This window comes from Streptomyces sp. NPDC044063, from assembly GCF_056434285.1.
This window is the reverse complement of the sequence record NZ_JBWKFM010000001.1, coordinates 203,549-218,192: the sequence shown is the minus strand read 5'-3', so window position 1 is coordinate 218,192 and position 14,644 is coordinate 203,549. Positions and strand designations below refer to the sequence as shown.

Genomic DNA, 14,644 nt, shown 5'->3' with positions numbered 1-14,644 from the left:
CGCTCTCGGCTCGCTCAGCCCTGTCAGCTCTGCGTCTGGCCTGTCAGCTGCTGGATGCGGATGAACACGAACTCGGCCGGCTTCAGCGGGGCGAAGCCGAGGAGGACGTTGACGACGCCCCGGTCGATGTCGTCCTGGGTGGTCGTCTGGGCGTCGCACTTGACGAGGTACGCGTCGCGGGGCGTCTTCCCCTGGAAGGCTCCCTGCCGGAACAGCCCGTGCATGAACGAGGTGAGGTTGAGCCTCAGCTGTGACCACAGGGGCTCGTCGTTGGGCTCGAAGACCGCCCACTGTGTTCCCCGGAACGCGCTCTCCTCGATCACCTTGGCCAGTCTGCGCACCGGCAGGTACTTCCACTGGCTGGGGTTGGCGTCGGCGCCGTCGAGCGTACGCGCGCCCCAGCTGACGGTGCCGTACACCGGCAGGGTGCGCAGGCAGTTGAGGCCCAGGGGGTTGAGGACGCCGTTCTCCGCGTCGGTGAGCTGGTAGACCAGTCCGCCGACGCCGGCGAGGCGGGCCTCGGTGCCGCCGGGTGCCTTCCACGAGCCGCGGGACGCGTCGGTACGGGCCCACAGGCCGGCGATCGTGCCACTGGGCGCGAGCGTGCGCAGCTGGAAGTTGTCGAGCGGGTCGGGTACCCGGACCCGTGGGAAGTAGGCCGCGGCGTCCGGTCCCTTGACCGTCAGCCCCTGGCTGATCCAGTCGAGTGCGGTGTCGAGGTCGCGTACGGACGGTGGTGGGTCGACGATGAGCACGGCCCGCCGGTCGGCGCAGAGCTTCATCGCCGAGGTGAAGACGGCGTTCGGGTTCACGGTGTCGTCGAGCTGGTCGGGGTCGCCCGGCTTGGCCCGGGTCGCGTCCGGGATGCTCAGGATGGTGAACAGGTCCACTCGGCGCAGTGCCTGGATGCCGGTGAAACCGTGCTCCTCGCCGATCAGGTCGGCGGTGGCGGGCAGTGTGTTCCCGTCGGTGCCGCGGGCCGCGGACGCCTGGGCGCATTCCGAGCGGCCGAGGCCCAGGCGGTAGCGCCCGACGTTGGCTGTGACCGCGTCGAGCTTGAGCAGGCTCAGGAGACCAGGTGATTCCTCTTCCGCGTCCGCGACCGCTTTCCCTGGTTCCTCCGCGTCGTCGTGCTCCGCTTCGGAGAAGGTGAGCACGGCGTCCACCGCGCCGGGAAGCTCCTCGGGGTCGAAGTCGCTGATGATCCGCAGCCCCTTGCCGCTGGGCGACGGCACGCAGCGGACCCGGGCCCCGACGTGGAGAGCGGACAGGCTCTGGTCGAGTCTGCGTTTGAGCAGGGCGCACAGTCCGGCGATCGAGGAGGGCACCGGTTCGCTCTCCTTGAGGACGGTGACGACGACGTTGCCGAAGACACCGCTGGGCACGTCGCTGCTGACCTTGAGGGCGTAGTCCTTGTCGCTCTTCAGGGCGGCGAGCGTGATGTCGCCGCCGACGGTCCCGGTCGGCATGGGCCGGGCGGCCGCGGAGTCCGGAACGGTCACGCTCACCATCCGCGATCCGCTGTCGGGATCGCCGACCACCGCTTTGACGTAGCGGGGGCTCGTGGCGTCGACGCTCACGCCGGGGAAGCGCTCGGTCGTGCCGCTGCGCAGGTCGGTGACGGTCAGGTTGAAGGTCTTGGCGTCGTCCGCCGGAACTCCGTCGGCGTCGACGTCGACGACCAGGTCGTTCCCCCAGGCGCCGCCGCTGAGGGCGGTGACCACCAGGGAGTCCTTGGCTCTCTCGCCGGTCCCGTCCTTCAGGGTGATCGCGGCGCCGACCGCGTCGGGAGCGGGCACGCGGACGACGTAGGCGTCGGTGCCGCCGTTGAGGAAGAACTGGTAGACCGCGTAGCTCAGCTCACTCCGCCGGTCGAGTGCGCCGAAATTCCGCTCGTAGTCCGCGAAACTGAAGATCCTGACGGCCCGGTTCTCGGGGCCGGAGGCCGTGTAGCCGACGAATGCCGCGACGGATGACGGCGTCGCGACGATGGCCCGTGTGGTGCTCTGCAGTTCTTCGAGGTAGACGCCTGGATAGGTCGGTACGACAGGCATGAGCGCGAATCCTCACCTCTCGAATGCCCCGGATGGCCGAAACCGCGTCCGAGACGTCGAGCACTACGCGAACACCGGTCACCGAGAGACAACCCCGGTCAGGGTTTGACACAACATGATCGGCAAATCGGAAACGGAATGTCAAAGACCATATGCAAGCCATGCACACGTGTTTCCGGACATTTCCGAGCGGGCGTGGTGAGACACCGTGAGACACGGGGAGACGCTGCCGGACACCAATGGACATCACGGGTCGCCGGGAGTCCCGCTCGCCGCTGGCCGGTACGGATTCGTCGATCGTTCCGGGCCGCGGCGGCTCGGCGACACTTGCCCGTATGGCGAGCTTTCACGACAGGAAAGCCGTAGGAGACGCCCACGAGCTCCGGGTCACGCGGGAGCTGACCGAACGAGGGTGGGACGTCACCCCCTGGGGACAGGCGATACTGACCGACGGGGTGGGCCGGACCCTCCGCCGCACGGACAGCTCCCTGCGCTGGACACCGGACCTGATCGCCGCCCGGGACGAGCGCATCGTCCTGATCGACTGCAAGGGCCGGCACACAAGCCGCGACTCCGGCCGCCACTCCGTCGAGCGGAAGGCCGTCATGGCCCACCTCCAGCTGACGGCCTGGACGCAGCTCCCCGTCATCTACGTCTTCGACGACCTCGGCGTCCTCACTCCCATGGACATCCTGCTGAGCGGCAAGCGCGGCCCCTACTCCCCCATAGGTTCCGGGACCGCCTACTACCTGACACCCGCGGAACGATCCGTCCCCTTCGACGAGGTCTTCGGAGCGGCCGGCCGCGCGCTGGAGGAAGCCGCTAGGGTAAGGGGCCTTGACGGAGCCTGAGTTGGAGTACGAAGAGTCGTGAACGGCCTTACGGAGGCGAACCTCAGGGCGCTGGCCGGCGCCCGCTCCTTCGAGCGTGGGCTCGGATACCTCGACGCGGTGTCCGGGTTCGAGGTAGGCGACGACTGGATCAGCGCGACCGTCCACGGCACGGAACGGTACGAGGCGGAGCTGGCCCTGGACGGCCCCGGAGGACTGACGGGAACGTGCGACTGCCCGTACGGCCAGGAAGGCAACTTCTGCAAGCACCTGGTCGCGCTCGGCCTGACCGCCCTCGCCCAGCAGGACCGCCTGCCGGAGCAGCGGAAGGCGGCCCACGACCGGGCCCAGGGCCTCGACGCCTGGCTGTCGGGTCTGTCCAGGGACGAATTGCTCACCCTCGTACGGGACCTGACCGCCGAGGACCGGCAGCTGCTCCGCCGCCTGGAGCTGCGGGCCGCGAGCGCCCGGGGAGACCTGACCGGCGTCCGCGTCCGCGTCCGCGAGCTGCTCGACATCGGCCCGTTCGCCCAGTACGGCTACGTCGAGTACGCCGACGCCCGGGCCTACGCCGACCAGGCGGGGCAGGCGGTGAGCGCGATCAGAGCGCTCACGGGATCGGGCCGGGCCCCGGACGCCGAGATGCTGGCGCGCGAGGCGATCGAGCTGCTGGCCAGGGCCGAGGAGTGCGTCGACGACTCCGACGGATGGCTCGGGCAGCTCGGCACCGGCCTCGCCGAAGCCCACCACGAAGCGTGCCGCGCGGCACGTCCCGACCCGGAGGGGCTCGCACGCTGGCTGGTCTCCCAGGCGCTCGACGAATCGCCCTAACGGCGGCGCACCTCGTGCGCCCCCTCTCTGAGGATCAAAGCAGCCGGGCGCCTGGACCAGGGCGCCCGGGAACGGGTGTCCTCGGGAGCGCTCATTAGCCATGAGCGCGCTTACAGAGACGGGGCGCCTATGGGGCGCCATCGCAAGGAGCAACCTCGACGGATCACCCGGGCACGCGTCCCCGGCGCTGAGGGTTTCCTGTTCCACCCTCCCCGCCACAACAGCCGGCGAGGTTGACGTGAGCTCACGTTAGCAGCCGGGTGAAGCCCGTGCAGCACTCCCGCTTGAGATGGCGGGATGGTCGGCCGCGCCGGCGGAGTTGTCAGACCCCCCGTTTACCCTGCGCAGAACCAACGTGATGCAGCAGCAGCCGGAGGGAGAACCCGAGCATGGCGTCGACCTGCGCATGGTGTGGCGGCAACATCGCGCCGGACCGGGCTACCAGGGCCAAGTACTGCGGGGTTGAGTGCCGCGAACGACAAGGCGCTGCGAACAGGAGGGGTACCCGGCGCCCGCCGCAGAAGAACTTCACCTGCGTGGTGTGCGCGGGCCCGATCCCCTCCACCCGCCACCGCGCCTGCACAACCTGCTCCGAGGAGTGCGCCACGGAGCGCCGACGCGAACTCGGCAACGAGAACCGCCGGGCACGGACCCGGCGTAAGCTCGCCGGCATCGTCAAGGCATGCGCATACTGCCGAGAGGCCTTTACCCCCCAGGCCATGCCGTGGCAGAGATTCTGCTCCAAGCAGTGTGCCCAGCGGGCCGGTGGAGAGCGCGCCGAGCTCAAGCGGCAGGAGCTGCTCTCCTCCGGCGACTTCAAGCCGTGCACTCTCGAGGGCTGCGGCGGTCCGGTCGTCGCGCGCGGGTATTGCCGCGGTCATTACGCGCGCTGGCACCAGCACGGCGACCCGCTGCACCGAGCGGTCCCCCGGCAGACGCCCCGCTGCGCTGTCGAGGGCTGTCCGAAGGCGGCTGCCGCCCTGGGGCTCTGCCCACGGCACCGACGCCTGCAGAAGCTGTACGGAGACGTGTCGGGGGCCAAGTGCAAGCAGTGCGGCACCAGATACACGGCGTCCGGGCGCCCCGGCTGGTGCGCGCACTGCGCTTCGGAGGTGTTCGCGAACAACGGCTACCGCCCACTGGAGCCCTTCCAGGGCAGTAGCCGGCCCGTGAAGGTCGCTTGTCTGAGCTGCGGCGAACTGTCGTCGGTGCTGCTCAGCAACGCGGTCCGCGGCGGTTCCTGCGTCCACTGCTTCCGACGGCTGCGCGCCGGCCGGGACCGCGCCGTGCCCAAGTCCGAGGCAGTCAAGGCCTTGGCACGCCTCGGCCTGGTCCTGGCCGGGCCCTACGCCCGGGCCACGCTCGCGGTAGCCGCCGAGTGCCTGGATTGCGGCACCGGTACGACCGTCAAAATCTCTGACATCACACGCGGACAGCGCCTGATCGGGTGTCGCAGTTGTGCGAGCGACTCCGCTGCCCAGCAGACTACCTACTGCGCGGCAGGCTGCGGCCGATCATTCGGGCAGTCCCTCGGCGGACCCCGGCGAAAGTGGTGCAGCCAGGCATGCATGGAGTACTTCAAGCTGTACGCGAAGCCTTATCCGAAGCATGTGGAAACACGCCGTTGCAAGGACTGCGAAGCAGACATAACAACCAAGAAGCTGTCGGCGGTGCGCTGTGACGCCTGTCTCCCGGCGTGGAAGAACGAAGCGCGTCGACAGCGTTGGGCCGAGGATCCGGAGCTGCGGCGTCGCCAGCAAGCGGACGCGGCGAACCGGCGTCGCGCCCGGATCCGGGGCAATGGCCGCGAGCGATATGAGCGACTCGATGTGTTCGAACGCGATCGTTGGCGGTGCCGACTCTGCGCCCTCCCGGTGGACCGGGCAGCACAGTGGCCGGACCCGCTGTCCGCTGCCATCGACCATGTGGTCCCCATCGCCGCCGGCGGGGCCGACACCCTGAGCAACGTGCAGCTGGCTCACCAGGGCTGCAACTGGCGCAAATCGAGCAGGGACTCGATTGGAATCGGACCGGACGAATTCATCCACCCGGCTGTGGCCGCCAGATTCCTTGGTGGGGACGGACCCGGCCCATCGGAAGCCTCCATCGCGAGGCCCCTCGACGACTGAAACATATCCGACGTGCTCGCCGGGCTCACATCGAGCCGGCGAGCGATACTGTCACCTGCCAGGGTCGGGTCGGGCGGACCAGTCAGGAGACGAGGACGTGGAGATCCTGCTCACCGGGGCCGCCGGACGGATCGGCAGGATGCTGCGGCCGCGGCTCGCGTCACTCGGGTGGTCCATACGGTCCTTCGACCTCGAACCGGCCCCACCCGGCGAAGAGGCCGCCTGGGTGCGCGGGGACATCACCGACCCCACCTCACTGCAAGCGGCCATGTCCGGCATCGGCGCAGTCGTCCACCTCGCCGGCATCCCCGGTGAAGCCCCCTTCGCCGACGTGCTGCACCACAACATCGACGGCACCTACCAGGTCTTCGAAGCCGCTCGCCGCGCCGGCGTCCCGCGCGTGCTGTTCGCCAGCAGCAGCCATGCCGTCGGCTTCCATCCCCAGCACACCGACACCGAGCTCACCACCACCGTCCGGCCCCGCCCGGACACCTTCTACGGCGCCAGCAAGGTCTTCGGCGAAGCCATCGGCTCGCTCTACGCCGACCGCCACGGCATGCGGGTGGCGTGCGTCCGCATCGGCTCCTGCTTCCCCAAGCCCACCGGACCGCTCTCCCTCGCCACCTGGCTCAGCCCCGACGACGCCGCCCGCCTCTTCGACGCGCTGCTGCGCACACCCCACCTCGGTTACGAGATCGTCTACGGCATCTCGGCCAACACCCGCGCCTGGTGGGACCTCGCCCCGGCCCGCCGCCTCGGTTACCGCCCACGGGACGACGCCGAGGTCTTCGCCGACGAGATCCTCGCCGCCCACGGCCCGCTCGCCGCCGACGACCCGGACGCGCGCTACGTAGGAGGCCGGTTCACCGTCTGGCCCGCCCCCTGAGCCGTCACCCGCGGCGACGACCAGCGGCGTGGTGCACGACCGCCGCAGTGAGGGCGACAGCTACGCCACGGCACGTGATCCTGAAGCGGTGAGCCCTGACCCCGCCGCGGAACCGCCCACGGTCGGCGTGGAGGAGGAGTACTTCCTCGTCCATCCGCGCAGCCGCGGCGTGGTGGCGGCCGGGGCGCGGGTGGTCGCACATGCCTCAGCGGTACTGCCGGGAGGCGTCTCCGGAGAGTTCACGCGGTTCCAGGTCGAGGGCAGGACGCCGCCCTGTTCCGGCCCGGAGGAGCTGCGCGAGGAGCTGCGCCGTGTCCGGGCGGCCCTGGCCGATGCGGCGCGAGCCGAGGGCCTGCGCCTGTGCGCCTCCGGTACACCGGTCGTCGCGGACGGAGGCGGTGGCGACGCCCGTGCGGACATCGGCGACCATCCGCGATACCGGGCCGGGCTCCTGCAGTACCGCGGCCTGCTCGACGACTTCGCCCTGTGCGCGTTCCACGCCCACGTACACCTGCCCGACCGGGAGACGGCCGTCCTGGTCGGCAACCACCTGCGGCCCTGGCTGCCGCTCCTGGTGGCCCTGAGCGCGAACTCGCCCTACCACCGCGGCCGTGACACCGGCTACGCCAGCTGGCGCGCGGTGATCCGCGCCCGCTTCCCCTGCCTGGGCCCGCCACCGTACGCCGCGTCGCTGGACGAACACGAGCACCTCGCCACCGCGATGGCCGCCACCGAAGCGATGCTGGAGCCCGGCATGCCGTTCTGGGACGTACGGCCGAATCCGCACCTGCCCACCCTGGAGGTGCGGGCCATGGACGTCCTGTCCGACGTGGCCGACACCGTGGCCCTGACCTTGATCGTCCGGGCCCTCGTCGTCACGGTGGCCGCTCGCGTGGCGGACGGCGACCCCGGCCCCCGCGTCGCCGCGGAGTTGTTGCGGGCGGCGTACTGGCGTGCCGCGCGGGACGGCTGGCCGGGTCACGGCGTGGACGCGCTCACCGGTCATGTGGTGCCGTCCTCGGTGCAGGCGCAACGGCTCGTCGACCATGTACGTCCGGCCCTGCGCGCGTACGGCGACGAGGACGAGGTCACGGCCTTTCTGCACCGGCTCCGGCGGCGTGGCTCGGGGGCCGAGCGGCAGCGGGCCCGGATGGCGGCCGAGGGCAGGCTGAGCGCGGTGGTGGACGGCCTGGTCGAGGAGACGTGGCCGGGTGGTCGAGGGCTGGTCGGTTTGGGGACCGGTTGAGGGGAGGGCGGTGCGTCAGCGCGGCAGGAGCGTCGTCACCAGGACGTCACGGCGGGCCTGACGCGCGGGGTCCAGTGGGTGGATCGGCGAGACCTCGTGCAGCGTGTGCCGGTCGTCGCCGAGGAGCAGGCTGCCCGGTTCGCTCAGCGTCGTCGTGAGCACATGGGTGCCGGTCGCGTCGTACACCGAGCTCTCACCGCCCGTGGCGTTCTCGCGACCGATGAGGAGCGAGGAGACGAGTGTGACGCCGTCGCGGTGCCGGCCCTCGGGCGTGGGCTGCCCGTCCTGGCCGGCCGAGGCGATCACCCGGAACGGGTGCACCTGGACGATCCACTCGTCGTGGTCCTCCAGACGTGCGGCGACCTGCCCCAGCAGTCCGATCAGGGAGGCCAGCAGGGGGTCGGCGACGCAGGCGTCGGTCAGCGGCTCGAAGTGCCGGTCGACTCCGACGTACATCGGGTTGCTGGACTCCGGTTGGACGAACGCGTCGTTCGGCCGGGCGGTGAGACGACCGTCCCGGGTCAGGGTGAAGATCCCGTAGCGGCGCAGACGGCGCGTGCCGTTCTCCGCCGCGTACGGGTCCGCCACCAGGTCGTCCCAGTGGGCGGCGAACCGCGTCCAGCCCGCCGTGTCGGCACCCAGACATGCCAGGACCTCGGCCGACGGCATCGGATGCGCGCCTGTCGAGGTCAGGGCCCGCTGGGCCGCCGCGACCGCCGGCTCGGCTGGTGTCGTCCTCCCGGTGACCACGTCCCCATGGTCCGCGTGTCTCCCGCCCGCCGCATCCGCACGTCGCGCGGACGGCCCACCGGCCCGTACGCCGTCAATCGACGGTGACGGGCCCGACCCGGCAGAGGGACCTCGATGCGATCGTGTGCGCGAACCGCGCAATACCCCGCAAGGGTGAGACGACACGCGCGGGTGGATCGAAAATGCCGCCGCGCCGCCGGAGCCCAGGCGCGCCCTGAGGAGCGGAAGGTCGTCGAATTTTCGTTCCACCCTTCGCCCGACCGCACCCGTGACAGGCCTCTGATCAGCAGCGTTGTTCCGGGCGTCCACCTCGACCGCTCACCTTGGAGGCCTCGTGACTCCCGTGCTCGACACCGCCGATTCGCGCATCGCGTTCGAACCCCCGACCTTCGACGCCCCGTCGGAGAGCGCGTGCCCGGTTGACGGTTTCTTCACTCGTACGTTCGACATGGCGTGAAGGGGGGAATCATGTCGTTTTTGCCGAATGTCGTCGGTGCGCACCTGGTGTTCCAGCGGAATGGCCACGTCCTGCTGGGGCTACGACCGCCGGACGCCCGGTTCGCGGCGAACGTCTGGCACGTGCCGGCGGGCCATGTCGAGCGGGAGAGCGCACGGGCCTGCGCCGTGCGGGAAGCCGCCGAGGAGCTCGGGGTCACGGTCGCCGAGCCCGACCTCGAGCTCGTGCACACCGTGCACGTGCTCGAGGCCGACGCCGACGCCGACGCCGGCACCGGCACCGGCACCGGCACCGCCGAGGATGCCGTGCCGCGGTTGCAGCTGTTCTTCCGCGTTCACCGCTGGCACGGCGAGCCGCGGGTGATGGAGCCGGACCGGTGCGTCGAGTGGCGGTGGTGGCCGCTGCGCTCCCTCCCCGACCCGACGGTCGAGTACACGGTCGCGGCGCTGGAGGGCATGGCGAACGGCTGGCCTTACACGGACATGGGGTGGGCCCGATGACCCCTCCCCCTGACCAGTACTCGGCTCAGCCATCAGACGGTCCGGACGCGGTTCCCGGGCCTCGCGAGCCGCTGCCGTCCCTGCCGCTGCCCCCGGCCCGGGCCGCCGCGGCGCCCGAGGGCGAGGAGGTCGGCGACGAACTGAAGAGCGCCTACTGGATGCAGTGGGACGGCGAGGCGGCGCGCACGAGCGTATGGCGGATCATCGGCCGGCTGCCGTCGATCACCGGTCGGGTGCTGCGCATGGCGTGGCAGGCCGACGCACGGGCCACCGTCGTGGTGGTCGTCTGCCAGCTCGGGTCGGCGCTGATGAGCGCGTTCGGGCTGCTGGCCTCGGTGAGCGTGCTGTCCGCGTTGTTCGCCCAGGGCGCCACCGGCGACCGTATCCGCCATGCCCTGCCGGCTCTGGCGGTGGTGGCGGTGCTGATGGCCGTGGAAGGGCTGCTCGACTTCGGCGTCGCGCGCGGCCAGGCCGCGCTCACCCCGAAGGTGCGGCGCGCGGTGGAGATGGAGTTCCTGCGCCTGAGCGCGCATGTGCGTCTCGAAGCCGTGGACGACGCCGCTTGGTCGGACGACGCGAACAAGGCCAACGACCGCGGTCTGTACTACATGCGCCAGGCCATCCCCCAGCTCATCGCCCTGGCCCACGCGGTGCTCGCCCTCATCGGTGCCGCGGGTGTCCTGGCCGTCCTGCACCCGCTGCTGCTCCCGCTCCTGGTGGTCTCCGTCGTCCCCCAGGGGTACGCGGCGGTGCGCTCGGCGCGGCAGCGGTTCCTCTCCCACACCCGTTACAGCAATCTCCAGCGCCGGATCCGGCTGTTCACCTGGCTGCTGCTGGACCGCGACTCGGCGCCGGAGGTCCGTTCCTCCACCGCTCAGCAGGCGCTGCTGGAGGAACACGAGCGGTTCGCCCGCCGTATCGAGGAGGAGGACAGCCGTCTCGGGCGCGAGGAGGCCCATGTCTCCCTGCTCGGCAGGACGCTCGGGGGCGCGGCGGTCGGTGCGACGTACGCGGTGCTCGGGTGGATGACGGCGACCGGGTGGCTGCCGCTGTCGGCCGGCGGCGGCGCGTTCCTGGCCATCCGCTCCAGCCGCGGCACCCTCGTCTCCCTGGTCACCTCCATGCACATGATCTACGAGCACGCCTTGTGGATCGAGGACCTCCAGGCGTTCCTGGAGCGGTGCAGGGGCCTGCAACCGCACCGCACGGGCCGGCGTCTGCCGGGCACGGTCAAGAGCATCACCGTCAGCGACGTGCACTACAGCTACCCCGAGGCGACCGCACCGGCGCTGCGCGGGGTGTCGATGACGCTCCGGGCGGGTTCCACGATCGCGTTCGTGGGCGCGAACGGCTCGGGCAAGTCCACGATGGCCAAGCTGCTGGCCGGCCTGTACGAGCCGACCGACGGCACGATCCACTGGGACGACGTGGAGGTCCGGCAGGTGGACGCGGAGAGCATTCAGGCGCAGGTGGCCATGGTGTTGCAGGATCCGGTCGAGTGGCCGCTGTCCGCGCTGGCCAACACCACGATCGGCGCCGGAACGATCACCACCGCCGACCCCGAGCGGGCCCGGCGGGCCGTCACCGCGTCGGGCGCCGACCGCGTCATCGCCGGTCTGCCGCGGCAGTGGGCCACCCCGCTGTCCAAGCGCTTCAAGGGCGGCCAGGAGCTCTCCGGCGGCAACTGGGCCAAGATCGCCGTGGCCCGCGGCCTGTACAAGGACGCCGCGGTCCTGGTGCTGGACGAGCCGACGGCCAGCATGGACGCCCGCGCCGAACACGCCGTCTACGAGGCCGTCCTGCGCGGTCCGCGGCGCCCGGACCGCATCACCGTCCTGATCTCCCACCGGCTCAGCAGCGTGACCGGCTGCGACACCATCCACGTCTTCCGGGACGGCCGCATCATCGAATCCGGCTCGCACCAGGACCTGATGAAGCACACCACCGCCGACGGCCGACCGGGCGAGTACCGGCAGATGTTCACCCTCCAGGCCGCCGCTTACCAGGCGGTGGCGGGGACGTAGGAAGACGGATGACGAAGGCCGGTCCTCCAGCCCCTGTGGGCGGGAGGACCGGCCCGTGCCGCGACGCCACGTCACTGGTACTGCGGGCGCCATTCGAAGAGCAGGATGGTCGCGTCGTCGCGCAGTCGGTTGCGCTGGTAGTCGAGGATGGCGTGGATGAGCAGCCGCAGGACCTCGGCCGGGCGCTGGCCGGCCGAGGAGGAGCGGATGATGAAGTCGGTGAAGCGGTCGAGGCCGAACTCCGCGCCGTCCTCGTCGCGGGCTTCCACGACGCCGTCGGTGTAGAGCAGGACGCAGTCGCCTGGTTGCAGTGTCGTCTCGTGGACCTGCCTTACCCCCGGGACGAGTTGGCCGGCCAGGCCGATCGGCGGCTGCGGAGGGCTGTCCAGCACCCCGTCGAGCACCCGCTCGTCACGGATCAGCAGTGGTGGCGGGTGGCCGCAGTTTACCCAGCGCAGCACCCCGGTGACCGCGTCGAGCCGGCACAGCACGCCGGTGCAGAAGTGGTCGGGCAGCCACTGGGCGAGTGCCTGGTCGACGGAGGCAACGACGTCGGCCAGGTCCCCACCGCCGCGGCGGGCGTTCCGCGCCGCCGCCATGGCGACCGACGTGGTCAGGCCTGAGGCCAGGTCGTGCCCCATGGAGTCGAGGATCATGGTGTGCAGGATGTCCTTGACCACCGAGTGGTCGAAGGCGTCGCCGGCGACGTCGTACGCCGGTTCCAGGACCGCGGTCGAGACGCACCTGGCGCTGCCGATGGTGTGGGACGGCAGAAAGGCCCGCAGCATCTCGGTGGGCAGCCGCATCGTCGCGGTACGGGCGCGGGCGGCGAGCCAGTCGCTGTAGGCGCGCTTGGAGGTGATCAGCATGGCGAACAGATAGGCCAGCATGCGACTGCGGCGCATCCGCACCCCGTCGAGCGAGGCGGTGCGCACCGCCAGCACGCCCAACCGCTCCGCACCGTCGACCAGCGGCATCCAGACGATCACGTCGTCGCCGGCGTCGGCCACGCGCGGAGTGACCGTCCGGTACGCCCAGCCGGCCAGCGAGCGTTCCACCAGCAGCGGCGCCGCGGCCTCGTCGAGCGGGATGAGCAGCTGTTGTTGCAGGTCGACGAGGTAGATGAGCGCGCCGCCCAGGCCGAGGGCCAAGGCGCACCGGTTCGCCAGGTCGGGCAGTTCGAACGGCAGGCTCGTCTGCGCCTCGATGATCAGCTCTTCCAGACGGGTCTCGTCGACGGCCGTGTCGGGACCGGCGGCCGCGTGCGGTGGGTCCGGCACGGGGATCACCCCTTCCGCCCCCAGTTTCACACCGAACCCGGCCTCCCTCACGTCGGGCACGATCACGTGGGGTACGGGGGCGACGAGGGCGCGAGCGTGGTCCGTAAAGATTTCTTTACCGTCCGCGGAGGCGGCCCTCGCCCGGACCGCCTGGTCAGCCCTTCAGGCCGTAGAAGCGCATCGGCGAGTTCGGCTTGAACCCGATGCGCGGGTACACGGGTGCGCCGGCGGCGGTCGCGTGCAAGGTGGCGCGGGTCAGGCCGGTGGCCCGGGCGCCCTCGTACAGCGCCTTGCGCGTGACCGCCTCGCCGTAGCCCCTGCGCTGCCACCGCGGATCCGTGGCGACGAGGATGACGAAGAGGCGGCCTCGCGCCTCGACCGTGGCGGCGCAAGCGACCGGGACGTCACCCCGCATGGCCAGGTAGGCGTACACCTCGCTCTTCCAGAGCGTGGAGCCGACGATTCCGTCGCGGCCCTCCTCCAGGGGGAACCCGTAGCCGCGCGAGTTGAGGTCCGCGTAGGCGCGCAGGTGCTCATCGGAGGTCACGCGTACGAAGGTCAGGTCGGGGTGGACCGGCTCGGGAATGGGGAGCAGGTCTCCGGCCATGCCCATGCCCGGGAAGGCGTACTGAAGGCCTGCCCGCTCGGCCGCCTCGCCCACCGCGGAACGCGCCTCGTCACCGAGGAGGTCCTCGAAGAGCCACAGGAAGCCCGGGTGCTTCTTCGATCGCATGATGTCCGCGGCCTGACTCAGACGCTGCCCGACGAGCTCCGCTCCCGCGCCCACCTCGGTCAGGGTGACGCAGTTCCAGAAGGCGAACCGGCAGTCGGCCCAGCGAACGGCGATGCCGGGCAGGTCGCGTACATCGGCATCCGCGTCGCGGTCGACCACCATGGTGCGCCAGACAGTGGCGAGTTGCTCCATCGATTCGATGGTCTCCGCGAGATGAGTCACCGTAGCCCCAGACGTCGTCGAGCGTGCAGAACCCTTGCTCGGGCAGTGTGCCAGAGGCCATGAGCGCGGCCCGCTCGCCGGAACACCTATTCGGCCGAGCTTCGGCCACGGTACGTCATCGCTCCCGTCGGGCCGGGTAGGGACGGGACCATGAGGGTTCTGCCATGAGGGTTCTGATCGAGGGGCGTCCGGGCGTGGGCAAGACGACGGCGATCCGCGCGCTGGCCGGCCTGCTGAGCGGTCGCACGGTCACCGGCTTCACCACGCGGGAGATACGGGAAGGCGGCACCCGGGTCGGTTTCGCGCTGGAGACGCTGGACGGCCGGCACGGAGTGCTCGCCCACGTCGACTTCCCGGGGCCGCCTCGGGTGGGGCGCTACGGGGTCGACCTGGGCGTCATGGAGGAGCTGGCCCTGCCCGCCCTGCGCGCGGTGCCGACCGGGCGGGACGCGGACCGGCGCGCCCCCGTCGTCCTCATCGATGAACTCGGCCGGATGGAGCTCGCCTGTCCAGGCTTCCAGGACGCGGTCCGTTCCCTGTTCGAGGCTCCCGTCGACCTCGTGGCCACGGTGCATGTGCACCGGGACCCGTTCACCGACGCCCTCAAGGAGCGCGATGACGTGGAGGTGCTGCGTCTGAGTCAGGCCAACCGGGACGGCCTGCCGGCGGAGTTGGCGGCACGGCTGAACAGCGGATGACCGG

Annotated in this window: 11 protein-coding genes and 1 pseudogene; 8 read left to right on the top strand and 4 right to left on the bottom strand. The window is 70.9% G+C overall.

Annotated features, from left to right (window positions below; translation table 11 throughout):
• Positions 1–23: 23 nt before the first annotated feature.
• Positions 24–2,054 (bottom strand): phage tail sheath C-terminal domain-containing protein, encoded by a 2,031-nt coding sequence (locus AC07BS_RS00925; RefSeq protein WP_478929147.1) that lies wholly within the window; start codon positions 2,052–2,054, stop codon positions 24–26.
• Positions 2,055–2,389: 335 nt separating this feature from the next.
• Here AC07BS_RS00925 and AC07BS_RS00920 point away from each other — a divergent pair, with 335 nt between their 5' ends.
• The 5 genes and pseudogenes from AC07BS_RS00920 to AC07BS_RS00900 all read left to right on the top strand — a co-directional run bounded on the left by AC07BS_RS00920 (position 2,390) and on the right by AC07BS_RS00900 (position 7,976).
• On the top strand, positions 2,390–2,905 hold the full coding sequence (locus tag AC07BS_RS00920) for a hypothetical protein (RefSeq protein WP_478929145.1): 516 nt from the start codon (positions 2,390–2,392) through the stop codon (positions 2,903–2,905).
• An 18-nt stretch (positions 2,906–2,923) separates the two neighbouring features.
• Positions 2,924–3,709 (top strand): annotated as a pseudogene (locus AC07BS_RS00915) (SWIM zinc finger family protein); the annotation flags it as partial.
• Positions 3,710–4,827: 1,118 nt separating this feature from the next.
• Positions 4,828–5,844, top strand: a complete 1,017-nt coding sequence (locus tag AC07BS_RS00910; protein WP_478929143.1) for an HNH endonuclease — start codon at positions 4,828–4,830, stop codon at positions 5,842–5,844.
• Between the two features lie 97 nt (positions 5,845–5,941).
• Complete coding sequence (locus AC07BS_RS00905; RefSeq protein ID WP_478929141.1) at positions 5,942–6,730, top strand: NAD-dependent epimerase/dehydratase family protein; 789 nt, start codon at positions 5,942–5,944, stop codon at positions 6,728–6,730.
• 88 nt (positions 6,731–6,818) lie between these two features.
• Complete coding sequence (locus AC07BS_RS00900) at positions 6,819–7,976, top strand: carboxylate-amine ligase (RefSeq protein WP_478929139.1); 1,158 nt, start codon at positions 6,819–6,821, stop codon at positions 7,974–7,976.
• 15 nt (positions 7,977–7,991) lie between these two features.
• On the opposite strand, the gene AC07BS_RS00895 is transcribed toward AC07BS_RS00900, so the two are convergent.
• Complete coding sequence (locus tag AC07BS_RS00895) at positions 7,992–8,726, bottom strand: 2OG-Fe dioxygenase family protein (RefSeq protein ID WP_478929137.1); 735 nt, start codon at positions 8,724–8,726, stop codon at positions 7,992–7,994.
• Between the two features lie 468 nt (positions 8,727–9,194).
• Between AC07BS_RS00895 and AC07BS_RS00890 the strand changes: the two genes are divergently transcribed.
• Both AC07BS_RS00890 and AC07BS_RS00885 read left to right on the top strand, forming a co-directional pair.
• Positions 9,195–9,683: an NUDIX hydrolase gene (locus AC07BS_RS00890; protein WP_478929135.1), complete on the top strand. Its 489-nt coding sequence runs from the start codon at positions 9,195–9,197 to the stop codon at positions 9,681–9,683.
• The gene (locus AC07BS_RS00885; protein ID WP_478929133.1) at positions 9,680–11,707 is read left to right on the top strand and encodes an ATP-binding cassette domain-containing protein; all 2,028 of its coding nucleotides are present in this window, start codon (positions 9,680–9,682) and stop codon (positions 11,705–11,707) included. The genes AC07BS_RS00890 and AC07BS_RS00885 overlap by 4 nt, the downstream gene beginning before the upstream one ends.
• Before the next feature lie 71 nt (positions 11,708–11,778).
• Here the strand turns inward: AC07BS_RS00885 and AC07BS_RS00880 are convergent, their stop codons facing one another.
• Both AC07BS_RS00880 and AC07BS_RS00875 read right to left on the bottom strand, forming a co-directional pair.
• Positions 11,779–12,996, bottom strand: a complete 1,218-nt coding sequence (locus AC07BS_RS00880; RefSeq protein WP_478930035.1) for a PP2C family protein-serine/threonine phosphatase — start codon at positions 12,994–12,996, stop codon at positions 11,779–11,781.
• A 145-nt stretch (positions 12,997–13,141) separates the two neighbouring features.
• On the bottom strand, positions 13,142–13,912 hold the full coding sequence (locus AC07BS_RS00875) for a GNAT family N-acetyltransferase (protein ID WP_478638954.1): 771 nt from the start codon (positions 13,910–13,912) through the stop codon (positions 13,142–13,144).
• Between the two features lie 194 nt (positions 13,913–14,106).
• On the opposite strand from AC07BS_RS00875, the gene AC07BS_RS00870 reads away from it, so the two are divergent.
• The gene (locus AC07BS_RS00870) at positions 14,107–14,640 is read left to right on the top strand and encodes an NTPase (RefSeq protein WP_478929131.1); all 534 of its coding nucleotides are present in this window, start codon (positions 14,107–14,109) and stop codon (positions 14,638–14,640) included.
• Positions 14,641–14,644 lie beyond the last annotated feature (4 nt).

Excerpts from the sequence above, each read along its gene's own strand:
- AC07BS_RS00925 (WP_478929147.1), bottom strand. The coding sequence starts at position 2,054 with ATGCCTGTCGTACCGACCTATCCAGGCGTCTACCTCGAAGAACTGCAG.
- AC07BS_RS00875 (WP_478638954.1), bottom strand. The coding sequence starts at position 13,912 with ATGGAGCAACTCGCCACTGTCTGGCGCACCATGGTGGTCGACCGCGAC.
- AC07BS_RS00920 (WP_478929145.1), top strand. The coding sequence starts at position 2,390 with ATGGCGAGCTTTCACGACAGGAAAGCCGTAGGAGACGCCCACGAGCTC.
- AC07BS_RS00885 (WP_478929133.1), top strand. The coding sequence starts at position 9,680 with ATGACCCCTCCCCCTGACCAGTACTCGGCTCAGCCATCAGACGGTCCG.
- AC07BS_RS00890 (WP_478929135.1), top strand. The coding sequence starts at position 9,195 with ATGTCGTTTTTGCCGAATGTCGTCGGTGCGCACCTGGTGTTCCAGCGG.
- AC07BS_RS00870 (WP_478929131.1), top strand. The coding sequence starts at position 14,107 with ATGAGGGTTCTGATCGAGGGGCGTCCGGGCGTGGGCAAGACGACGGCG.